This window comes from Nonomuraea sp. SYSU D8015, assembly GCF_008065375.1.
Lineage (GTDB): Bacteria > Actinomycetota > Actinomycetes > Streptosporangiales > Streptosporangiaceae > Nonomuraea.
In genome coordinates this window covers 454,891-477,283 of sequence record NZ_VJYI01000003.1, presented here as the reverse complement: position 1 = coordinate 477,283, position 22,393 = coordinate 454,891, and the positions used below count along the sequence as shown (strand labels likewise).

The 22,393-nt window shown below is 70.6% G+C and carries 20 protein-coding genes and 1 tRNA gene; 10 read left to right on the top strand and 11 right to left on the bottom strand.

Going from position 1 to position 22,393, the window contains the following annotated elements; all coding sequences use genetic code 11:
• Positions 1-93 precede the first annotated feature (93 nt).
• A complete protein-coding gene (locus ID574_RS17625; protein ID WP_188189968.1) occupies positions 94-1,215 on the top strand; it encodes an NAD(P)/FAD-dependent oxidoreductase in 1,122 nt (373 codons plus the stop codon).
• 95 nt (positions 1,216-1,310) lie between these two features.
• On the opposite strand, the gene nrfD is transcribed toward ID574_RS17625, so the two are convergent.
• From nrfD to ID574_RS17585, 9 genes are all read right to left on the bottom strand, one after another.
• Positions 1,311-2,213 carry an NrfD/PsrC family molybdoenzyme membrane anchor subunit gene (nrfD, locus tag ID574_RS17620; RefSeq protein ID WP_188189967.1) on the bottom strand — a complete coding sequence of 301 codons (903 nt, stop codon included), beginning with the start codon at positions 2,211-2,213 and terminating at the stop codon, positions 1,311-1,313.
• Positions 2,206-3,021, bottom strand: coding sequence for a 4Fe-4S dicluster domain-containing protein (locus ID574_RS17615; protein ID WP_188189966.1), 816 nt, complete (start codon positions 3,019-3,021; stop codon positions 2,206-2,208). Before ID574_RS17615 ends, nrfD begins: the two co-directional genes overlap by 8 nt.
• A gap of 1 nt (position 3,022) precedes the next feature.
• Positions 3,023-3,793, bottom strand: coding sequence for a formate dehydrogenase accessory protein FdhE domain-containing protein (locus ID574_RS17610; protein WP_188189965.1), 771 nt, complete (start codon positions 3,791-3,793; stop codon positions 3,023-3,025).
• On the bottom strand, positions 3,793-6,216 hold the full coding sequence (gene fdnG, locus ID574_RS17605) for a formate dehydrogenase-N subunit alpha (protein ID WP_223166794.1): 2,424 nt from the start codon (positions 6,214-6,216) through the stop codon (positions 3,793-3,795). Before fdnG ends, ID574_RS17610 begins: the two co-directional genes overlap by 1 nt.
• 12 nt (positions 6,217-6,228) lie before the next feature.
• Complete coding sequence (locus tag ID574_RS59765; RefSeq protein WP_223166793.1) at positions 6,229-6,804, bottom strand: dehydrogenase; 576 nt, start codon at positions 6,802-6,804, stop codon at positions 6,229-6,231.
• Positions 6,805-6,861: 57 nt separating this feature from the next.
• Positions 6,862-7,416, bottom strand: a complete 555-nt coding sequence (locus tag ID574_RS17600) for a hypothetical protein (protein ID WP_188189963.1) — start codon at positions 7,414-7,416, stop codon at positions 6,862-6,864.
• Complete coding sequence (locus ID574_RS17595; RefSeq protein ID WP_188189962.1) at positions 7,413-9,338, bottom strand: selenocysteine-specific translation elongation factor; 1,926 nt, start codon at positions 9,336-9,338, stop codon at positions 7,413-7,415. Before ID574_RS17595 ends, ID574_RS17600 begins: the two co-directional genes overlap by 4 nt.
• Positions 9,329-10,660 (bottom strand): L-seryl-tRNA(Sec) selenium transferase, encoded by a 1,332-nt coding sequence (gene selA, locus ID574_RS17590; protein WP_188189961.1) that lies wholly within the window; start codon positions 10,658-10,660, stop codon positions 9,329-9,331. The genes ID574_RS17595 and selA overlap by 10 nt, the downstream gene beginning before the upstream one ends.
• Before the next feature lie 90 nt (positions 10,661-10,750).
• Positions 10,751-10,843, bottom strand: a tRNA-Sec gene (locus ID574_RS17585).
• Between the two features lie 24 nt (positions 10,844-10,867).
• Here ID574_RS17585 and selD point away from each other — a divergent pair.
• Together selD and ID574_RS17575 are read left to right on the top strand one after the other, a co-directional pair.
• Positions 10,868-11,866: a selenide, water dikinase SelD gene (gene selD / locus ID574_RS17580; protein ID WP_188189960.1), complete on the top strand. Its 999-nt coding sequence runs from the start codon at positions 10,868-10,870 to the stop codon at positions 11,864-11,866.
• 71 nt (positions 11,867-11,937) lie between these two features.
• Positions 11,938-12,477 carry a hypothetical protein gene (locus ID574_RS17575; RefSeq protein ID WP_188189959.1) on the top strand — a complete coding sequence of 180 codons (540 nt, stop codon included), beginning with the start codon at positions 11,938-11,940 and terminating at the stop codon, positions 12,475-12,477.
• 573 nt (positions 12,478-13,050) lie between these two features.
• Here the strand turns inward: ID574_RS17575 and ID574_RS17570 are convergent.
• Both ID574_RS17570 and ID574_RS17565 read right to left on the bottom strand, forming a co-directional pair.
• Positions 13,051-13,473 carry a hypothetical protein gene (locus tag ID574_RS17570; protein ID WP_188189958.1) on the bottom strand — a complete coding sequence of 141 codons (423 nt, stop codon included), beginning with the start codon at positions 13,471-13,473 and terminating at the stop codon, positions 13,051-13,053.
• Complete coding sequence (locus tag ID574_RS17565; RefSeq protein WP_188189957.1) at positions 13,470-13,724, bottom strand: hypothetical protein; 255 nt, start codon at positions 13,722-13,724, stop codon at positions 13,470-13,472. Before ID574_RS17565 ends, ID574_RS17570 begins: the two co-directional genes overlap by 4 nt.
• Positions 13,725-14,046: 322 nt before the next feature.
• Here ID574_RS17565 and ID574_RS17560 point away from each other — a divergent pair, with 322 nt between their 5' ends.
• From ID574_RS17560 to kduI, 7 genes are read left to right on the top strand one after another with little or no spacing between them, the layout of a single operon-like run.
• On the top strand, positions 14,047-14,838 hold the full coding sequence (locus ID574_RS17560) for an IclR family transcriptional regulator (RefSeq protein WP_188189956.1): 792 nt from the start codon (positions 14,047-14,049) through the stop codon (positions 14,836-14,838).
• A gap of 7 nt (positions 14,839-14,845) precedes the next feature.
• Complete coding sequence (locus tag ID574_RS17555; RefSeq protein ID WP_188189955.1) at positions 14,846-16,117, top strand: ABC transporter substrate-binding protein; 1,272 nt, start codon at positions 14,846-14,848, stop codon at positions 16,115-16,117.
• 27 nt (positions 16,118-16,144) lie between these two features.
• Positions 16,145-17,041 carry a carbohydrate ABC transporter permease gene (locus tag ID574_RS17550; RefSeq protein ID WP_223166792.1) on the top strand — a complete coding sequence of 299 codons (897 nt, stop codon included), beginning with the start codon at positions 16,145-16,147 and terminating at the stop codon, positions 17,039-17,041.
• Positions 17,038-17,928 carry a carbohydrate ABC transporter permease gene (locus ID574_RS17545; RefSeq protein ID WP_188189954.1) on the top strand — a complete coding sequence of 297 codons (891 nt, stop codon included), beginning with the start codon at positions 17,038-17,040 and terminating at the stop codon, positions 17,926-17,928. Before ID574_RS17550 ends, ID574_RS17545 begins: the two co-directional genes overlap by 4 nt.
• A gap of 12 nt (positions 17,929-17,940) precedes the next feature.
• A complete protein-coding gene (locus tag ID574_RS17540) occupies positions 17,941-20,508 on the top strand; it encodes a hypothetical protein (protein ID WP_188189953.1) in 2,568 nt (855 codons plus the stop codon).
• The gene (locus tag ID574_RS17535) at positions 20,505-21,566 is read left to right on the top strand and encodes a glycoside hydrolase family 88 protein (protein WP_188189952.1); all 1,062 of its coding nucleotides are present in this window, start codon (positions 20,505-20,507) and stop codon (positions 21,564-21,566) included. The genes ID574_RS17540 and ID574_RS17535 overlap by 4 nt, the downstream gene beginning before the upstream one ends.
• Positions 21,563-22,384 carry a 5-dehydro-4-deoxy-D-glucuronate isomerase gene (gene kduI, locus ID574_RS17530; RefSeq protein WP_188189951.1) on the top strand — a complete coding sequence of 274 codons (822 nt, stop codon included), beginning with the start codon at positions 21,563-21,565 and terminating at the stop codon, positions 22,382-22,384. The genes ID574_RS17535 and kduI overlap by 4 nt, the downstream gene beginning before the upstream one ends.
• Positions 22,385-22,393: the final 9 nt, after the last annotated feature.

Below are 22,393 nucleotides of genomic sequence, written 5' to 3'. Positions count from 1 at the left end.
CCTCCCAGGCTAGCAGATTCCATGCCGCTTTGATTTTCGAAGTAAGTATGAATAGCCTAGCGACACCGCGAAAGCTAGCTAGGAGAGAAGCTGATGACCGAGAATGCTGGTGGACGGCCGAGCGTGGTGGTCCTGGGCGGCGGGTACGGCGGCCACACGGTGGCCAAACTGCTCGACGACGTCGCCGACGTGACCCTCGTCGACCCCTCGGACTCCTTCATGCACAACCTCGCCGCCCTGCGAGCCCTGGTGGAGCCCGACTGGCTGGACCGGATCTTCCTGCCCTACCGGCGGCTGCTCGCCAACGGGCGGTTCCTGCGCGACCGCGCCGTGGCCGTGGACGGACGGCAGGTCACGCTCGCCTCCGGGACGCGGCTGGAGCCCGACTACCTGGTGCTGGCGACCGGCTCGTCCTATCCGTTCCCCGCCAAGATCGAGGAGCCGGCCGCCGAGACGGCCAAGGCCCGGGCCAGGGAGGCGCACCAGGCACTGTCCGGGGCGCGGCGGGTGCTGCTGATCGGAGCCGGCCCCGTCGGCCTCGAACTCGCGGGAGAGATCAAGTCCGCCTTCCCCGACAAGCACGTCACCCTCGCCGACGTCGCACCCGACATCCTGACGGGCCCGTTCGACCAGGCGCTCCGCGACGAACTCCGCGCCCAGCTGGACAAGCTCGGGGTCGAGCTCAAACTCGGCAGTCCCCTGCGCGACCTCCCGGACGCCGCCCCCGCCACCGCCGCGCCGGTCGCCGTCACCACGGAGGCGGGCGAGCAGCTGACCGGCGACATCTGGTTCCGCTGCTTCGGCGTCGGCCTGCACACCGACTACCTGCGCGGCTCCCTCGCCGAGGCCCGCGACGACCAGGGATACCTGCGGGTCGACGAGCACCTGCGGGTCCACGGCCACGACCGGGTCTTCGCCATCGGCGACATCGCCGACGCCGACCGGAACATGGCCGGCTTCGCCCGGCTGCAGGGCGAAGTGCTCGCCGGCAACCTCCGCACGCTCATCACCGGCGAAGGCCGGCTGACCGCCTACGAACGCCAGCCGCCCGTCGTCCTCGTCCCGCTCGGCCCCGAGGGCGGCGCCGGTCAGCTGCCCGGCCACGACGGCATCGTCGGCCCCGAGGCCACCTCCGACATCAAGGGCCGCGCCATGTTCGTCGACCGGAGCACCGCCCACTTCGACGTCCCCGAGGAGGCCGAGCCGGCCGCCTGACCCACCTGGCCACCGGCGTCCCGGGATTCCCTTGCTAGGGGCGCCGGTGGCCATCCCGTCGCCCCAGGGCGGCAGGGTCCCAGAGCCTCGGTGAGTCACACCTGGATGCTGAAGATCACGGCGGCGCGGAGGGCCAGCACGCCGGCCAGCACCAGCAGCGGCACGGCCAGGGAGTGGCGCAGGGCCGCCGCGCCGTTCGGCGACAGACGCTCGGTGGCCAGGCCGTACAGCCCCGGGATCAGGCCCGCCAGGACGACCAGCCACAGCACGAGCCAGGGCAGGCCGAACACCTGGCCCTGGGTGCCCGCCGCGATCAGCGTCAGCGCGAACACCGCGATCAGCGCCAGCTCCAGCAGCGCGTACAGCCGCTCGGAGACCGACAACATCCCGGCGCTGGGCCGCGCCTCCGGGCGGAAGCGGGTCAGCAGCAGCATCAGCGCGGCCGAGCCGGCCAGGCCGGAGGCCAGGAACAGGCCGCCGAGCGCCCACGTGTCGCTCCACACCGGCTGGTTCGACACCGACAGCAGCACGCCGGTGTAGCCGGCGATGAACAGGCCGAACAGCGAGCCGAAGACGTTGAACGGGCGGTTGTCGAGCCAGGTCACCAGGGGCAGGCGGAGCTTGCCGTCGCGGACGAGGGAGGCGGCGAAGGAGACCGTGGTGACGGCGCCGAAGACGATCAGCGCCCACGAGCCGATCGACATCGGCGACCAGTACTTGAAGTTGACCCCCGGATGGCCGGGCGTGGTGTTCCAGAGCATGTGCCAGAAGCGCAGCGGCTGTCCGAGGTCGAGGGCCAGGAGAATCGGGGCGAGCACCATCGGCGGGAACGCGATGTAGTAGCCGATCCTCGCCATCGGCTCGTCGCCGGGGGCGCCGCGCAGCCGGAGCAGGGTGGCGAGCACGTACGAGCCGCCGGACAGGCCCGCGAGGAAGAAGTACGCCAGGATGTACCACAGCCAGTCGGGCGGGCCGGCGAAATGCTGGACGTCACCCATCTTCCGAACTCACCTTCTCCCTGCGACGGCGCAGCGCGATCAGGCCGCCGAGCACGCCCAGGACCGCGGTGACGGCGGCGGTCAGGTAGCCGCCGGCGTTGTTGCGGCTGGGCAGGACGGCGTTGCGCTCGTCCGGCAGGCCGTACTTCTCGGGCTTGTCCATGAGCAGGAAGAACGCGTTCAGCCCGCCGTACACCTTCTCGTCGTGGCCGTACAAGCTCGCCTGGGTGACGCCCTGGGCGTGCAGCGTTTGCAGGCGCTCCACGGCCGTCCGGCGCAGCTCCTCGACCGGGCCGAACTTGATCGACTCGGTGGGGCAGGCCTTGGCGCAGGCGGGCGTCATGTCGTTCTGGAGGCGGTCGTAGCACAGGGTGCACTTCTGCGCGATGCCGGTGGTGTGGCTGGCGCCGATCACGTCGTACGGGCAGGCCGCGATGCAGTTGCGGCAGCCGTTGCACACGTCCGGCTGGATGAAGACGCTGTCGAACTCCGTGCGGATGATGGCGTTCGTCGGGCAGACCTCCATGCAGCTGGCCTGCTTGCAGTGCTTGCAGACGTCCGACATCAGCAGCCACGCCTTGCCGTTGCCCTCGGAGAGGGTCTCGTCGGGCACGTCGTCGTGGAACTGCACGTGCCGCCAGTTCTCGGCGTCCAGCCTGCCGGTGTTGTCGAAGCCGTCCAGGAACGACGGCGCGTTGCCCTCCAGCTGGTTCCACTGCTTGCAGGCCACCTCGCAGGCCTTGCAGCCGATGCACACGCTGGTGTCGGTGAAGAACCCGTACGCCTGGCCCGGTGTGATGTGCGGCATCTCAGAACCCCATCAGGTTGGGCGTGATCTTGGTGTAGCCCTGGTCGGCCATGTGCAGGTCGATGGGCACCGCGGCGAGTTCGTCGACCGGCGGCACGGCCCTCGGGTCGCGGCCCAGGTCGACGTCGATCAGGTAGTGGTGACAGGTCTCGCAGGACTCGGCCCGCAGATGCGGGAACACCGAGCTGTCCGCCGCGGCGCCGCGGCCGATCCGCGGTCCCACGGGTTCCGCGCCCGCTTCGGCGTGGAGGGTGCGTTCGCCGGTCTCGCCGCAGTTGGGGCAGGTCGTGGCGGAGAAGCTCCACTCGTGTGCGCAGCGGGCGCACTGCAGCATGCGCCGGCCGCTGACCAGGGGGTCGTCGCCGGCGGTGCGGTAGCTGACCTGCGGCGGGCCGCCGCAGGCCGGGCAGCCGCCCGGATTGGTGGCGGGGATCGGCTGGACGGGGACGACGCGCATGGTGGCGCGGGCGAGGTAGCGCTCGACGGGCGTGAGATCCTCGTCGTGCGCGAGCCAGGCGTGGAGCAGGCCGTCGCCGCCGGCCCTGGTCCCGGCGACCGCCGCGGCCAGGAGGGGCGGGCCGTGGGCGGCGGTGGCCTCGACGACGCGGGGCAGGACGTACGACCGCGCCCACTCCACCGTCCCGTCGGCCGGCACGCGCTCGCGTACCAACTCCCACACCTCCACCAGCGCGAGGTAGAGCCGGAGGACCTCAGCCGCGTGCGGATACCGCTCCCGCAGCTCCCCGGCCCTGACCCGATCCCTGGCGAACATCAGATCTTCTCGATGTCGACGAGGAACGCCTTGTACTCGGGCGTTCGCGCGCTCGCGTCCCCCACGAACGGGGTGAGGGCGTTGGCCAGCCAGTGCTGACCGGTGTTGATGCCCACGAACCCCCAGTGGATGGGGATGCCGATCTGGTACACCGTGCGCCCGTCCACGTTCAGCGGCCCGAGCCGGTTGGTCACCACGGCCCGCACCTCGAGCTTGCCGCGCCTGGACGAGACCCGCACCCGGTCGCCGGTCGCGATGCCCTTCTCGCGGGCCAGCCCGGCGGGCACCTCGACGAACGCCTCCGGCTGCAGCTGGACCAGGTGCTCGACGTTCTGGGTGACGTAGTGCTCGTGCTCGGTCAGCCGGTACGACGTCGCGACGTACGGATAGTCGGCCGGGGTGCCGAAGCGGTTCGGCCGTCCGGCCCGCTCGTCGTACCTGAAGGCCACGGGCGTCGCCGACACCTGCGGGTGCAGCGGGTTGGCGATCGGCGACTCGATGGGCTCGTAGTGCTCGGGGAACGGCCCGTCCGCCACCGCGTTGCTGAACAGGCGGCCCACGCCCTCTCCGGTCATGATGAACGGCAGCGGCGCGTCGGGCCCCGGCCCGGTCGTCGGCGGGTAGTCGGGCACGTCGCCTGCCCACTGGCCGTTCTCCCAGGCGATGCCGGGACGTTCGGGATCCCACGGCCGGCCGTTCTCGTCGGCGGAGGCCCGGTTGTAGAGGATGCGGCGGTTGGCGGGCCAGCTCCACGCCCAGTTCGGGTAGAAGCCCATGCCGGTGGGGTCGTTTCTGCCGGGGTCCTGGACGCCGTCGCGGCGCTTGGTGAGGTTGCCCTCCTCCGGGTAGTGGCCGGTGTAGATCCAGTCGCCGGCGCTGGTGGTGCCGTCGTCCTTGAGGTCCACGAAGGTGGACAGGCGTTTGCCGGTCCGCAGGTCCCGGCCGTTGATCTCCTGGGCGATCTCGTCCAGCTCCGGCTTCCTCGGGTTCCGGTAGGGGAGGGCCATCTTCAGCACGGGGTCGGGGAACTTGCCGCCCTGGGTCTCGTACAGGTCCCTGACCCGCAGGAACAGCTCGGCCAGGATCCAGTGGTCGTGCCTGGCCTCGCCCTCCGGCGGCAGCACCTGGTCCTTCCACTGCGCCCAGCGGCCGCTGTTGGTGAACGAGCCGTCCTTCTCGATCCAGTGGGTGGCCGGGAGCATGAACACCTCGGTCTGGATCTTCGCCGGGTCCATGCCGGGCGCCCGCCAGAACTCCGAGCTGGTGGTGGCGAACGGGTCCATCACGCACAGCCACTTGAGGTTCGACAGCGCCTGGAGGACCTGGTTGGAGTCAGGGCCGATGCTGGTCGCGGTCATCCCCGACAGCAGGATGCCCTGCATCTTTCCCCGGAGCGCCTGGTCGAAGATCGAGATCCAGGAGGCGTTGGCGGCGGGCTTGGGCAGGTAGTCGAAGGCGAACTCGTTGTCCTTCGTGGCGGCCTCGCCGTACCAGGCCTTGAGGAGGCTGACCAGGTAGCGGCGGTAGTTCTCGCCGAAGAAGTTCACCGCTCTGGGGTGCTGCTTGACGCTGGCGCTCTCGTCCAGGTACGCCTTGATGTCCTTCTGCCCCGGGGCCGGGATGCGCAGGTAGCCGGGGAGGATGTCCCACGAGATGGCGTGGTCGGTGTTGCCCTGGATGTTGGCGTGGCCGCGTTCGGCGTTCATGCCGCCGCCGGGGCGGCCCATGTTGCCGAGCAGCAGTTGCAGGAGGGCGCCGGAGCGGATGAGCTGCACGCCGGTGGTGTGGTGGGTGAGGCCGACGGCGTACACGATGGTCATGACCTTGTCCGGGCGGCCCATCTCGCCGACCTGCCTGGCCACCTGGAGGAACTGCTCGCGCGGGATGCCGGTGATGCGGGCGACCGTGTCGGGGTCGTAACGCTGGTAGTGGGCGCGGAGCAGGTTGATGACGGAGCGCGGGTGGTCGAGGTCGATCCTGGCGTGGCCCTCGTCGTCGGTCTCGTACGCCCAGAGCTTGGTGTTGTAGACGCCCTGCTCCTGGTCGTAGCCGTTGAACATGCCGTCCTTGAAGGCGTACCCCTCCTTGACGACGAAGCCGGCGTTGGTGGCCCAGCGCACGTACTCGTCGTGGTAGAGGCGGTTCTGCAGGATGTAATTGATGAGGCCGCCGAAGTAGGCGACGTCCGTTCCGGTGCGGATGCGGACGTATGTGTCGGCGACGGCGGACGTCCTCGTGAACCGCGGGTCGGCGTGGATGATCTTCGCGCCGCGGTCGAGCTTGGCGCGCATGAGCCAGCGGAAGCCCACCGGGTGGGCCTCGGCCGGGTTGGCGCCGTTGACGAGGATCAGGTCGGCATGCCTGATGTCACGCCAATGGTTGGTCATGGCCCCTCGGCCGAACGTGGCGGCCAAACTGACCACCGTGGGACCGTGTCAAACACGGGCCTGTTGTTCGAGGTGAACCAGGCCCAACCCCCTCATCAGCTTGGTGGCGAGATATCCCTCTTCGGAGCTGAACGCCGCCCCGCCCGCGAAGGCGATGCCCTCGCAGCGGTTGACGACGTTGCCGTCGGCGTCCTGGGTGACGAACGTGGCGTCACGCGAGGCCTTGATGTTCCTGGCGAGCCGGTCGAGCGCGAACTCCCAGGAGACCTGCTTCCATCCGGTCGCGCCCGGCGCGCGGTAGAGCGGGTGCGGCACGCGTCTTCGCGAGACGGCCAGTTGGAGCGACGTCGCGCCCTTCGGGCAGAGCGTGCCCTCGTTGACCGGGCTGTCGGGGTCGCCCTCGATCTGCAGCAACTCCGTCTTGCCGCCCGCGGTCTTCCTGGTATGGGCGATGAGCGAGCATCCGACGGCGCAGTACGGGCACAGCGAGTGGGAGACGGTGGAACCCCCGATGCGTAACCGCTGCTTGACCCTGATCGATTCGGTCAGGTCGAACCCCAGGGCCGAGCCGCCGAGCGCCCCTGCCGGGCCGATGCTCAGGAACTGCCGCCGGCTGACGTCCATGACTGGACTCCCTTTGGTGCCTTTCGCTTTTACCGTATGTTTTGACAGGTTGTGCGTCTAGCCCTGAGCGAGCTGGAGGTCGTGGCGGCCGCCCGGGTCGTCGGGGTTGCGCAGGAGGTCGAGCAGGCGCGGGTCGGCGGGCACGAGCACACCGTGATCGCCGCGCTCGGCCGCCAGCCGCAGGGTCTCCCGCCAGGCGGGCCGCCCGGCCGGCACGGCGACCGGCACCCACCTCCCCGCCCCGGCCTCCTCGTACGCCTCGCCCTCCGCGATCCGCACCATCGTCCGGGTGCCTGTCTGGGGCTGGTCGGCGATGAGGGCGAGACGGCCCCGGCTCAGCCGCTCCACCGTCGCGAGCGCCTGGGGCGCGGGTGCCTGGGGGACGGCCACGGCCAGGAGCGATCGGTAGGTCAGCGCGGCGAGGGCGGCGGTCAGCGTGAGGGGGTCGAGCGACGGGGCCGCGCCGTGCTCGACCCAGAGCGCGTGGGCCCCGGCCGCCTCGAACGCCACCGCGTCGGTGAGCCACTCGCCGGGATCCTCCTGCGGCCTGGGCAGCACGACTCCGACCCGCACGTCCGCCACGGCCCGGGCGCGCTCGCCCTGCCCGCTCACGGCGCCGCCCCGCGCGGCCCGGCTCGGTGCGGCCCGGCTCGGTGCGACGAGGCTTCGTGCGGTCCGGTTGTGTGCGGTCCGGCCTCTTGCGGGTCGGCTGCGTGCTGGTCGACGACGACGCGGAGGCGGTCGTCGATCCTGCGGGTGAGGCGGAGCCGGTCGAGGTGCTCCAGCAGCGGGATGATGACCCGCCGGTTGGTGCCGAGCGCGGCGCGCGCGTCCCCGGCCGTGAACGGCTGCGGCAGCTTCGCCAGGATGCGTGCCGCCTCCGTGTCGGCCCCGGGCAGCAGCACGACCCCGTCGGTGAGCCGCAGCACCATCCCGGCCCGCACGGCCAGCGCCACCGTCCGCTTGCTCAGCCCGAGCTCGGGGAGCCGCGCCGCCTCCGGCGCCAGGTACGGCGTCTCGGCCAGCTCGGCACGCAGCCGTTCGACGGCGCTGACGACCTCCCCGGGCACGCCGCCGCCGTCGATCCGCCCCTCGGACAGGCGCAGCGGCGGGCAGGTCTTGACTAGCGCCTCGACCAGGTCACGGGTAGGCAGGCCGAGCGCGGTCCTGGCCGCGTCCTCCGAGATGCCGGGGTGCTCGGCCACGACCTCCTTCAGCCGCACCACCAGGCTCGCCCACCGCGCCGGATCGACCACCCAGTCCCCGACCCCTGGCACGTCGAGCACGCCCGGATCACATCCCATGGCGACGAGCTCGGACCGCCGCACCACTCCACGCCAGCCGAGCACGGTGGCGGCATCCGGCACTCCCGTGACCTCGGGGCCGGCGAACGGCGCCAGCTCCGCCGCCCGCCTCGCGCCCGCTCCACGGCGGCGCAGCGCCGGCGGCCGCACGTCGAGCACCAGCACGCTCGTGATCGGCCGTCCCGGGCAGCGCAACAACGCCCGATCGCCGATGCGCAGGGGCAGCGGCCGGGCCAGCGTCAATCGTGCCGTGGCGATGGCGCCGGTCGTGCCGGACGGAAGCGGCGCGCCCGGGCTCATGGGGCGGATGCGTACCGGCACCGATGCCGAACCGATGTGCAGGACGGCCTCGCGGGGCACCGGGCCGAGCTGATTGGCCGAGCCATGGCTCCGCGCGCGTGGATGGATGTCCTCGCCTCGCTGCGGATCCATCCGCACATCCAGTCGCGCGTCCACCACGTCCGTCTCGATCCAGGCGTCGGGAGTGAGCAGCGTCTCGCCGCGGACCGCCCGGTCGCGTTCGACGCCCCGCAGATTGACCGCCACGCGGGCGGTGGCCGTGACCTCGGTCGCCGGTTCGCCCATGACCTGCAGGGCCTTCACCCGTACCCGCTCGCCGCCCAGCACGAGCGTGTCGTCGGACCGCAGCGTGCCGGCCGCGAGCGTGCCCGTGACGACCGTGCCCGCGCCCGTGATGGTGAAGGCCCGGTCGATCCACAGGCGTACCGGAGCGCGCGGGTCCGGCGGCGGCAGCGACGCGACCAGTCGGTCGAGCCCGAGCCGCAGGTCATCCAGGCCCTCCCCGGTGCTGCCGCTCACCGTGACCACCGGCCAGGGGATACGCTCGCGGGCCTCCTCCACCGCCAGCGCGGGATCCATGAGGTCGCACCGGGTCACCACCAGCAGGCCACGGTCCACGCCGAGCGCCTTGATCGCCTCCCAGTGCTCCTGGGACTGGGCCTGCCAGCCTTGGTCGGCGGCCAGCACGAACATCACGGCGGGCACCGGGCCGAGCCCGGCCAGCATGTTGGTGACGAACCGCTCGTGCCCCGGCACGTCCACGAACGCCAGCCGGCGGCCCGACGGCAGGGTCGTCCAGGCGAAGCCGAGGTCGATGGTCATGCCGCGGCGGCGCTCCTCGGCCCACCTGTCGGGCTCGATGCCGGTGAGCGCGCGGACCAGCGTGGACTTCCCGTGGTCGACGTGGCCGGCCGTGGCGATCACGTACATGCCAGGATCGCCTCCACGAGCTCGTCGTCGAGATCGGGCGGTACGGAGCGCACGTCGACGAGGAGCCTGCCGCCCGCGACCCGCCCGACCACGGCGGGCTCGCCCAGGCGGAGCGGGAGCGCGAGCCGTTCGGGCAGGGCGAGCGCCACGCTCGGCAGCTCACAGCCCGGCGCTCCGCCGCCGCCCACGACGCTCACGCTGCCCACCACGTCGCACTCCACGGCACCCCTCAGCAGGCCGGCGAGGCGGTGGGCGCGCTTTCGCAGGTCCTCCAGGTCGGCGTGGAGGGCGAGGCGCACGGGCGGGTCCGAGCGGAGCGTGGCCTCCAGGGCCGCCAGGGTCAGCTTGTCCACCCGCAGGGCGCGGGCCAGGGGATGGCGGCGCAGGCGATGCACCAGGTCGGCGCGGCCCAGGATCAGGCCGGCCTGGGGACCGCCGAGGAGCTTGTCGCCGCTGGCCGTCACCAGGGCGGCGCCCGAGCGCAGCGCCGTACGCATGTCCGGCTCGTCCGGGAGGAGCGGGTCAGGATCGAGGAGGCCCGAGCCGACGTCCACCACCACGGGCACCGGGAGCGTGCTCAGCTCGCCGACCGAGGCGGCGGAGGTGAAGCCCTCGACGCGGAAGTTGGACGGGTGGACCTTGAGCACGAACCCGGTGGCGTCGCCGATCGCGTCGGCGTAGTCGCGGGCCTCGGTGCGATTGGTGGTGCCGACCTCGCGCAGCCGCGCCCCCGTGGATTCGAGCAGGTCGGGGAGGCGGAAACCGTCGCCGATCGCCACCATCTCGCCGCGGCTGATGACGATCTCCCGCCCGGCCCCCAGCGCGGTCGCCGCCAGCACCAGGGCCGCCGCGTTGTTGTTGACGACGTGCACGTCCCCCGCCTCGGGAACCGCCGCCGCCAGCGCGGCCAGCGCCGCCCGGCCACGCCGCGCCCGCTCCCCGGTCACCAGGTCGAACTCGACGTCCGTGCTCCCGGCGGCGGCCGCGACGGCCTCGACGGCGGCTTGGGAGAGCGGGGCGCGGCCCAGATTGGTGTGCACGAGGACCCCGGTGGCGTTGATCACCCGGCGTGGCCCCGTGGCCAGGGCCGACACGGCGGCCCCCACGACCTCCTCCGGCGCGATGCGCCCCTCCCTGGCCTGCTGTTGCGCCACGACGACCGCGGCCTTGACGGCGGCCCGGCTCACGCCGCGACCCGCCTCGACCACACGCGGATCGGCCAGGACGGCGTCGGTACGCGGGATCCGCCGCCGCGGATCGCCGGCTGGCGGAGGGACGCCGGTGGAGATGGGGTCGGCGGCCCGGCGGGGGCCGGCGGTCATCCGGACGCCCTCGCGTCGTCGCTCATCGGGACCTCGCGTTCATGGGGCCTGGTGTCATCAGCCTCAGCCAGTGGGACATGCGGAGCTTGAGCGGAGGCGCACGGGAATCGAACCCGCCGGCGACGCCGCGCGCCGCCCACCGGTTTTGAAGACCGGGGTGACCACCAGAACACACGCGCCTCCAAGAACGAGACGATACTTCACGCTATGACGGATATCAGGCTCACGCAGTACGCCCGTGGCGGCGGATGCAGTTGCAAGATCCCGCCCGGCGAGCTGGAGGCGGTCCTGGCCGCCTTCCCCTCCTTCGACTCCGACGAAGATTCCGGACGAGAGCTGCTGATCGGGCTCGAACACGGCGACGACGCCGCCGTCGTACGCGTGGACGGCGACCGTGCCCTCGTCTCCACCGTCGACTTCTTCGCCCCGGTCGTCGACGACCCGTACGACTTCGGCCGGATCGCCGCCGCCAACGCCCTGTCGGACGTCTACGCCGTCGGCGGCGAGCCGCTCGTCGCGCTCAACCTGCTCGGCTGGCCCCGCGACATCCTGCCCATGGAGCTCGCCCACGAGGTGCTGCGCGGCGGCCTCGACGTGGCCGCGAAGGCGGGCTGCGCCGTCGGCGGCGGGCACAGCATCGACGACGCCGAGCCCAAGTACGGCATGGCCGTCACCGGCCTGGCCGACCCCGCCGCCCTGCTGCGCCTCGACGCCGGGCGTCCCGGCCTGCCGCTGAGCCTGACCAAGCCCCTCGGCGTCGGCGTGCTCAACTCCCGTCACAAGGCCACGGGCGAGGTCTTCCCCGAGGCGATCGCGTCCATGACCACGCTCAACCGGGACGCGTCACGTGCCGCCCGGACGTCGGGCGCGCGGTGCGCGACGGACGTGACCGGGTTCGGCCTGCTGGGGCACCTGTTCAAGCTGGCCAGGGCCAGCGGCGTCACCGCCGTCGTGGACGCCGCGGCGGTGCCGTACCTGGAGGGGGCCAGGGAGGCGGTGCGGGACGGGTATGTCAGCGGCGGCACCCGCCGCAACCTGGCCTGGGTCTCGCCGCACCTCGACGCCGGTGGGACGACCGAGGAGGACCTGCTCCTGCTGGCCGACGCGCAGACCTCGGGCGGGCTGCTGGTGGCCGGCGAGGTGCCGGGAGCGCCGGTGATCGGCGAACTCGTGGCAGCGGGGGAGCACACGCTGATCGTCCGGTAGCCCGGCCAGGCCTCCCGGGTTACGTTGAAGCGGAGCCCCTCCACCGAGACCTGCGAAGGAAGTGGTTCCCCGTGCTCTACCTGTTCGGCTTCGAGCGGATCGGCGTGGCCGTGAGTGACATCTACTTCGTCGACCCCGACCCGATCCCGGGCCAGGAGGGCGCCGAGCGAGGCGTCCGGCTGGAGATCCGCAGGCTCGAACCGGGTGAGCTGAAGGGCTCGATCTACTCGGCCCGCCCCATCACCGTCGACCGGCCGCTGTGGCGGATCGACCTGCTGGAGTCGGTCTCCGGGACGCCGGGAAGCTTCGACCGCACCCACCACCATCCGTCGATCGACGGATGGGAGCCGGGGAGGCGGGTCTTCGACGAGCGACTGTCCGCCGAGCCGCTCACGTGGCTGGCTGAGCGACTGGCGGACCTGGAGGGTGTGCTGAAGGAGGTCGGCGTCGGCGGGGACGAGGTCTCTCCCGCCGACGTGGCCGGGTTGCGCGACCGAGTCCCGGAGATCGTCGAGACGGTGGGACGGCTGCTCGACCGCGTCCGCTCAGGCGAACTCGCCACCCCGCCCGACGCCGACTCCGGCACGAGCGTCCGCGCCAGCTGGCTCTGACCTCCCGGACCCTGCCAGCTGCGGCTCCCGTGCCGCCTGCCCGCTCCGTCGGCGAGCGCTGCCGAGACGTCTTGTCCGCGAAGGCCGAAACCTCCCGACCCAAACGCCGCTCGTGGGTCAGCTTTTCCTGCCGCGTGATCGCAGTGACTACAGTAGCGATCGCTCGCGCGGCTTCTATGGCGCGGCCCAACCGCCACTCAGGCGATTCTCCGTCACTCTAGGTACTTGCTTTGTGACAATGAGTGGCATGCCACCCGGCGCGACGCCCTCAAAGAGCTGTTCACGACCGCCCCCAACTGGCGGTGGAGATCCTGCCGATCTCGCCCAACTGGAAACGTGGGTCACTCGCGCAGTCACCACCCGACCATCGAGGACCTGTTCGTCGAAGCGAGCGAAGAGCGCTGCTAGCGCTATCAACGACACGACGTCGGCCCAGCGGTCGAGATGTGGCCGGCCTCGCTCGTCGCCGACGGCGTTGAGCCGGTCCCGTATCGACCGGGCACCTTGATGGTTGTCATGTCGTCAACCACACCGTGAGTGCGTGGCTGTTCATGACGATCGGCGTAGGCCATGTCAGTCCAGGTCGGAGATCTCGACCAGCTCGACCTGCCACGGTAGGTGGGCCTTGATGGTGTCCCAGCGGCCCGCATCGGCGGTCAGGACCGGCCAGTCCAGATGTTGGGAGACCGCGACGACATGAGCGGCGGCCATGTCGGCCGGTTGCTCCATGCGTGCCACCACCTCGGCCAGTCGAGCGGCCTCGGTGTGTGCCGCGACCGGATCCACGTGCACATGTTCCAGGACGTCGATCACGCCGCGGACCACCAACCGCTGATCGGGCGACAGCACCGCCTCGGCGGCGGCGAGGGTGATGAACGGCACGCTGGTACGGACGTGGGCGCGATCGAAGGAGATGATGAGCCGGTGCAGGGCCATATCCCGGCGGCCCAGTTCGATCAGGACGGTGTCGTCCGGCACATAGCCGAATGGGATCACCTGTCGGCCTCGCGTGCTTGCAGGATCTGGATCGCCTTTTCCGTCTGTCGCTGGGCTCGGGCCATGGCTTCGGCGTCTTCTTCGGCCTTGGCCAGCACTTCTTGGTAGGCGAGGCGGGCGCGGGTCTTCTCCGTTTCGTGCTGGTCGAGCAGGTCGGTCAGCACGGCTGCCAGAGTGGTGCCGCGGCCTCGCTCGTTCGCGATGGCGTTGAGTCGGTCGCGCACCGTCTTGGGCACCTTGATAGTGGTCATGTCCGAAGTCATACCAGAAGACTACCTGGTATACCTGCGGTATGAAGATATGGCGTGTGGCGCGGCCTTCGTTCCCGCCTCTCTAAATGGCGCACTTGGACACGCCGCCCGTTGATCCCGCGTTGCGCAGCTCCAGGCCCGGTCGCGTCGCGGACGACGCTCTCCTCGCCCACCTCGGCAGACCGCCATCGCGTCGTCGGAACGGGCAATGGGGTAAGGCAAACCACTGCATTACCGACTATTGACACTAAGCGGCAACTGTCAGTAGTTTCCTCCCAATCATCGGTTTCACATCCCACTCATCGGGCCGTTAGAGGGTGCTATGGCCGAGCTTGACCGTCTGACTGGGACTCTGGAGCGCGGTTTCGCGATCCTGGAGTTGCTCTCCTCCGAGCGATCCATCACGGCGGTGCAGATCGCGGAGCGGCTGGGTCTGTCGCGTAGCGCCACCTACCGGATCCTCGGTGCGTTGCGTCAGCGGGGCTACGTCGACTGGGACGGGACCGAGCGGGTGCAGCTCGGCCAGCGTGCCGTGACCCTCGGCATGGCGGCTCTGGCCAACTTCGATCCCTACCTCGCCGCCCAGGCGCATCTGCGGGATCTGTCGCGGGAGCTGTCGGAGGCCGCTCTGATGGCGGTGCGCGACGGCGAGCAGATGGTGTACGTCGCCCACGAGGACGTCACCGATCACTCCATCGCGGTCCGCCGGCTGCTCGGCGTCCGGCGCCCCATGCACAGCACGTCACTCGGCAAGGCCTATCTCGCGGCTCTGCCGATCGACGAGGTCGACGCCCTCATCGACCGGCTCGACCTGCAGGCGTTCACCCCCACCACGATCACCGACCGGGCGAGGCTGCGTGCCGAGCTCGACGAGACCCGCGCCCGCGGGTACTCGATCGACAACAGCGAGAACGAGCCGGACGTGCTCTGCTTCGGCGCCGCGATCCGCGACGAGCGCGGCATGCCCATCTGCGCGATCAGCGTGGCGGGCCCGCGTGAGCGGATGATCGGGAAGCAGGACGTGGTCCCGCATCGGGTGTCCGACGTGGCACTCGCGATCTCCCGCCGGCTCGGGTTCGTCGGGCCTGTCAATTATGTAAATCTGGGAAGGTAGCCCAAAGATGCGACGGATCCTGGCCTTCTGCATCGCCACAGTGACGCTCGCCGCGTGCGCGCCGGGCACGACCAGCGGAGGCGGGAGCGCCGAACAGGTCGAAGACAAGACGCTGACGTACCTCTACTTCACCGACGGGCCCGACGAGCAGGCCACGCGCAGCCTGATCGCCGACTACGAGAAGAAGACCGGTGTGAAGGTCGACCTCCAGATCGTCCCCTTCGACAACCTGGAGCAGCGGCTGCAGGCCCGGCTGTCCGGCGGGAACGCGCCGGACGTGGCGCGGCTGACGGACATCTCACCCTTCCGCAGCGACCTGCTCGACCTGAACAAGTACCAGAAGGCGGCCCTGGACGGCCAGTTCATCGACGGCGCCAACGCCTACATCAAGGGACCGGCCGGTGAGCTGCTCGGGGTGCCGAGCGACCTGACGATGAACGGCCCTCTGGTGAACGTGGACCAGTTCAAGAAGGCCGGGGTGTCGCTGCCGGACGTCAGCAAGCCCTGGAAGTGGGATGAGATGGTGACGGCCGCCCAGAAGGTGCAGAAGGCCAACAAGACCCAGTACGCGATCGCGATGGACGTCTCAGGGCACCGGTTCTCCACCATGCTGAGCCAGTTCGGCACCACGTTCTTCAGCGCGGACGGCACGTCCGTGGGGCTGGACCCGCAGAAGGCGACGGCCGCGGTGAAGAAGTTCGCCGACCTCAACGCCTCCGGTGTGATGCCCGCCGACCTGTGGCTGCAGGCCGGCACCAAGTACAAGGCGGCGAACGAGATCTTCCTGGCACAGCAGACCCCGGTGTACCTCACCGGGAACTGGCAGGTCAGCGCGTTCGCCAAGGACGCGACGTTCACCTGGGCCGCCGCGCCGAACCCTTGCCAGGAGGAGTGCGGCGGGTTCCCCGGCGGGAAGTTCATGGTGTCGTTCAAGCAGAGCAAGCGGCAGCAGGCGGCGGCCGACTTCATCGCGTACATGAACTCGAAGGAGTCGCAGGAGCGCCTGGCCAAGGAGGCCAACTTCCTGCCGACCAGGAAGGACCTCATCGCCTCCGGCGTCGACTACCCCCAGCGTGACGCCGACATGAAGGTGTTCCTCGCCGACGTGAGCCGCACCCCGCAGCAGGACTTCGCCACCGCCTACAGCCCTGCGTTCGCGGCCACGGCGAAGGCCGCCGTCGAGGCGCTGGGCAAGGTGCTCGCCAAGAGCCAGTCGCCGGAGCAGGCGGTCGAAGCGATCAGAGCCGGGGCGGAGAAGGCGCTCAAGGACACCAAATAACCAAGTAGAGGCGCTCGAGGACATCAAGTGAGCTCTGCCCACGCACGTCGCGTCAAGCCGTGGAACCAGCGGCTCGCGCCGTACCTGTTCATCCTTCCCAACATGTTGATCTTCGGGTTGTTCGTGGTGTACCCGGCGATCAACAACTTCAACATCAGCCTCTACGACAGCCGCAACGGCCGTGACTTCACCTTCGTGGGCGGCGCGAACTACCAGGAACTGCTCAGCTCGGAGGCGTTCTGGAGCGCCGCGCGCGCCACCGTGGTGTTCGCCGTGTGCTTCGTGGTGCTCACGACGGTCCTGTCGGTGGCGCTGGCCCTGCTGCTCAACCGGCGCATCAAGGGCCGGGCGTTCTTCCGCACGGTGTTCTTCCTGCCGGTCGTCCTCTCGCCGGTCGTGGTGGGTCTCATCTGGGGCTGGATCTTCGACCGGGGCAACGGGCTGCTCAACACCGTCCTCACGCGGATCGGGCTGGGGCAGCCGGGCTGGCTGGTGGACGGCGGCCTGGCGATGACTGTCGTGATCTTCGTGGGGCTGTGGATGCACATCGGCTTCTACATCCTCATCATCCTGGCCGGGCTGCAGGGCATCGATCCGACGTACTACGAGGCCGCGCGGATGGACGGCGCCACGAGCTGGCAGCAACTGCGGAGGATCACGCTGCCGTTGCTGCGGCCGACCACGATGGTGGTGGTGATCCTCAGCCTGATCGCCGGCTTCCAGGCGTTCGACTACATCTGGACGCTCACCGGCGGAGGGCCCATCGGCGCGACCACGCTGATGGTCCAGTACATCTACGAGAACGCCTTCCAGTCCCCGATCCGGTACGGCCTGGCCGCGGCCGCCTCCGTGGTGCTGTTCATCACGGTGTTCGCGCTGACCCTGCTCAACTTCCTGTACGGCAGGCGGAAGGAGGCGACATGAGCGTGCAACCGGTTCGACCCGTTCAGAGCCCGATCAAGCGGACTCAGTGGACCTCGATCGGCGGCGGCCGGGTGCCGTCGGCAGGTCAGGTCCTCACCTACGCGGTCCTCATCGGGCTGACCATCGTGGTCCTGGCCCCCGTGGTCTGGGCGGTGCTCTCGTCGTTCAAGACGCAGAGCGAGCTGGCCCAGCGTCCGCCGGCGCTGCTGCCGTCGTCTCTGGCGCCGACCAACTACACCGAGGCGCTCAGCTCCTTCGACTTCGGCCTCTACCTGCAGAACAGCGTGATCGTGACGGTCGGCGCGACGCTGCTGACCGTGGTCGTCAACACGATGTGCGCCTACGGGCTGGCGAAGTACAACTTCCGCGGCCGTGACGTGCTGTTCCTGGTGGTGCTCGGCACCATCATGATCCCGCTGCAGCTCATCTTCATCCCCGTCTACCAAATGGCCGCGCAGCTGGGACTGGTGAACTCCCTGTGGGGGCTGATCATCCCGCCCGCGGCCACACCGACAGGCGTGTTCCTGCTGCGCCAGTACATGCTGGGCATCCCCGACGACCTGATCGAGGCGGCCCGCATCGACGGCGCGGGCGAGTTCCGGATCTTCGCGCGGATCGTGGTGCCGCTCTGCGGCGCGGCCCTCGCGGTGGTCACGATCTTCTCGGTGATGTGGCGGTGGAACGACTTCCTGTGGCCGCTGATCATCAGCCAGGACCCCGAGAAGTACACGCTGCCGGTGGCGTTGGCCCAGTTCAACAGCCAGTTGTCCGTGCCGTTCAACTACATCCTGGCGATGTCGGTGGTGAGCATGATCCCGGTTGTGGTGATCTTCCTCCTCCTCCAGCGCCACATCGTGCGCGGCATCGCCAACACCGGATTCAAGTAGAGAGTCGAGGACATGGAAGCACGGACCGTACACGCGCTCGACGGCCGCGGCACGGTACTGGACTGGCTGGTCAGTCCCGCCTGGGCGCAGCCCGCTGACGACCTCGGCGACCACCTGGAGGCCGACGGCGACCCCTGGGGAGAGCGGGGCCGATGGCGCCTCACCAACGGCCCGGACGTGACGCCGTTCAAGGAACAGCTCTACCGGCACCGGCCGTTGCCGCGCGACCCCGTGACCGAGCCGATCACCGAAGGCGGCCCGATCCGCTACCTGGGGCACACGGGGGAGTGGCGCCGGGTGCACACCGGCGCCGACGGCCTGGTGGACTGGAGCCAGTTCTGCTTCACCCCGGAGTACCGGGTCGCGCTCGCGGCCACCGTCCTGGAGGTCGACCAGGCCGAGTGGCGGACGCTCCGGCTGGCCTCCACCGGGCCGACGCTGCTGTTCCTCAACGGTGAGCTGCTGGAGGAGTCCGACGGCTTCACCTACATGGAGCCCGCCGAGCGTGCCCGGCGGGTGTGGCTGCCCTCCGGCGCCTCGACCGTGGTCGTCGCCTCCTGGCAGGTGGCGTTCCGCGAGTGCAGGCATGTGCTGCGGCTGCGCGTGGAGGGATTGCCCGTGCGCGTCGTGCTGCCCGGCGCCGGCGGCCGCGAGGACACCGACGCCGTCGCCGAACGCGTCCTCGACGCCGTGGGCGTGACCCGCTGGGGCACCACCGACGGCACGGTGCCGCTCGTCGGCCCGGACGGCGCCGTGCTGCGCGTGCGGTGGGCGGATCAGGAGCGTTTCGTCCGCCTGACCGGCGGACGGGCGACCCTGCGGCTCGACAAGGTCGAGGAGGACGGCGGGGCCGGGAGCGCCTCCATGTTGTCGACCGGCGAGACGATGCTGCGGGTCTCCGTCGGCGACTCACCGGTGTACCGGGAGTTCCCCGTCGCGGTCCTGCCCCGGGAGTACCGGCCGGCCCCGGAGGGCGATCCCGCCACGTGGCGGGCCGAATTCCTGCGCCACGCCGCCTGCATGGAGGGGACCTCGGCGGCCGAGCTGGTCCGCGCCGTCGAGGATCCGTCGTACGCCGTCACAGGTCTCGAGCGCGCCCTGTGGATGATCGGCAACAGGGCCGACTGCGCCGACTTCGAGGCGATCGGGCTGGCGCACCTCTGGCACCGGGCCCCCACCTGGGCGCCCGGCCTGCGCGAGCGGGTACGGGAGGCGATGCTCGGCTTCAAGTACTGGATCGACCAGCCCGGCCTCGACGCGATGTGCTACTTCACCGAGAACCACCAGCTCGTCTGGCACACCGCTGAGCTGCTGTGGGGCACCGCGCTGGCCGACAAGACGTTCTCCAACACCGGCTGGACCGGCGCCCGGCACGCCGCGCACGGGCGCGAGATGGCGGCCGAGTGGATGCGCCGCAAGCTCGCCGGCGGGTTCAGCGAGTTCGACTCCAACGCCTACCTCGCGATCGACCTGCTCGCGCTGGTCTCGCTGGTGGAGTTCGCCGAGGACGCCGAGATCAGGGAGCTGGCGGCGGGGGTGGCGGACCGGGTGCTGTTCAGCCTGGCGGCGAATTCCTGGCGCGGCATTCACGGATGCGCCCACGGCCGATCCTACGTCTCGACGCTGCGGTCGTCGCGGTTGGAGGAGACCGCGCCGATCATGTGGCTGTGCTTCGGCACCGGCGCGCTCAACGACGCCGTCCTCCCGGCCACCGCGATCGCCACCGCGCGCCGCTACCGGATGCCGGAGGTGATCCGCCAGGCCGCGAACGACCTGCCGGACCGGTGGTGGGGCAGGCAGAGCTACCGCGGGGAGTACCGCCTCGCCCACGACCTGCTCAGCAGGCCGTACGGGTCGGATGTGACGGTGTTCAAGACCCCCGACGTGATGCTCTCCTGCGCCAACGACTACCGCCCCGGCCTGCCCGGGCTCCAGGAGCACATCTGGGGCGCCACCCTGGGCCCGGAGACCCAGGTGTTCGTCACCCACGCGCCCAACTCCTCCACCTCCCCGTCGGCCAGACCCAACGCCTGGGCGGGCAACCGGATCCTGCCCAGGGCACGCCAGCACGAAGGCACCGTGCTGGCGCTGTACCGGATCCCGGACGACGACGTCATGGGCTACACCCACGCGTGGTTTCCCATCGCCGAGTTCGACGAGTGGACCCAGACGGGCGTGTGGACGGTCGGACGCAAGGGCGGCGGCTACGTCGCGCTCGCCACCGAAGGCGGGGCGGAGCCGGTGACCACCGGGCCCGACGCCTGGCAGGAGCTGCGGCCGCGCGGCTCGGGCACGGCCTGGGTCTGCACCGTCGGACGCCGCCCCGACTTCGTCGCGTCCCTGACCGACCCTCGCTTCACCCGCGACGGGGTCGCCTTCACCACCCCGGAAGGGGCCGAGCTGAGCCTGACGTGGAACGGCCCGTTCACGGCGAACGGACGCCCGGCCGACCTCTCCGCCGACGGCACCGTCGCCCCGGTTCCCCAGCTCGACAACCCCTACGCCCGGCTCGAATCCGGCGCCGGCACGTTGTCCATCGGGTCACACGTGATCGACCTCCAGAAGGGCCGGAACGTATGAGTGAAGGTCGTGGTCTGGACACCAGCCAGGCGAGCCGGTCCGCGCCGCCGCGGCGGCCTGCGGACCGGGCGGATCTCACCCCGGAGGTCCTCGCCAAGACCGCCGGACGCATCGCCGACCGCGCCGTCGCCATGGGCCTCACGCACTGGTTCTGGGGCGAGGGCGTCGTCCTGCAGGGCATGATGCGGCTGACCCCCGTGCATCCGTTCGTCACCGAGTTCGTCGACCGGCACCTGCGCGACGGCATCGAGCTCGGCCACGTCAACAACCTCGCGCCGGGCGCCGTCTGCGCCGACCTCTACGGCGCGACCGGCGAACGCCGCTACGCCGACGCGTGCGAGCGCATGCTCGACTGGCTGCACGGCGACGAGACCGTGACCCGCGCGCCCGGCGGCGCCATCGAGCACTGGCCCGGCGGCGTCTGGGCCGACACCGTCTACATGGGCGGCACCTTCCTCATCCACTACGGCGTGCACGCCGGCCGGCCCGAGCTGATCGAGGAGGCGGGCGAGCAGATCCTCGCCCATGCCGACATCCTCCAGCACCCCGAAACCGGGTTGTACGCGCACGGCTCCCACGAGGGCCGGACGATCTGGAACTTCTGGGGCCGCGCCAACGCCTGGACCGCCCTGGCGTCGGTCGAATACCTCGAAGCCGGCGGAGCCCTGTCGCAGCCGATCCGCGAGGTGCTGCGCCGCCAGCTGCTCGCCCTGGCCGACCACCAGCCCGACCACGGAGTGTGGGACGTGCTGGTCGACGGGCAGCCGGAGAACCGCGGCATCCTCGAGACCTCCGCCGCCGCCGGCATCGCCGCCGCCATGTTCCGCGCGGCCGCCCTCGGCATCGAGCCGGAGCGCCTTCGCCCCTGCGCGTGGCGCGCGCTCGCCGGTGTGCACGCGTACGTCGCCGACGACGGCACCCTCACGCGCACCAGCGCCGGCACGATCCTGCAACTGCTGCCGTTCGGCTACTCGGTCATCCGCGACGACATGATCCAGCCATGGGGTCAGGGACTGGCCCTGCAGGCGTATGCGGCCGCACTCAGGGAGACCACATGAAGATCAGGTACGCCACCGACCCGGACCAGATCCCGGGATTCGACACCGACGCGCTCCGCTCGCGCTTCCTCATCGAAGACCTCTTCGGCGACGGCATCAGCATGGTCTACAGCCACGAGGACCGCATGGTCGTCGGCGGTGTGCGTCCGTCGGGCGCGCCCGTGACGCTGGAGACGGCCGATCCGCTGCGCGCCGACTACTTCCTCGCCCGCCGCGAGCTCGGCGTGGTCAACGTCGGCACCGACGCGGGCACGGTCACCGTGGACGGCGCCGACCACGAGCTCGGTGCCAAAGAGGTCCTCTACGTCGGCAAGGGCAGCCGCGAGGTCTGCTTCGCCGGCGCCGGAGGGGCCGCCTTCTACCTCGTGTCCACGCCGGCGCACGCCACGTATCCGACGCGCAAGGGCACGCTGGCCGACGCCGCCCCGATCCACCTCGGTGAGCAGCGCAGCTCCAACGAGCGCACCATCTACAAGTTCATCCACGCCGAGGGCATCCAGAGCTGCCAGCTCGTCCTCGGCATCACCGAGCTCGCGGCCGGCAGCATGTGGAACACCATGCCCGCGCACCTCCATGACCGGCGCACCGAGGTCTACCTGTACTTCGGCCTGGAGCCGAGCGATCGGGTCGTCCACCTGATGGGCCGCCCCGACCAGACCCGCAACCTCATCGTCGCCGACCGGCAGGCCGTCATCTCGCCGCCCTGGTCGATCCACTGCGGCTTCGGGACCGGCGACTACGCGTTCGTGTGGGCCATGGGCGGGGAGAACGTCGACTACACCGACGTCGAGCCGTACCCGATCACGGAGCTGCGCTGAGCCGGCCGT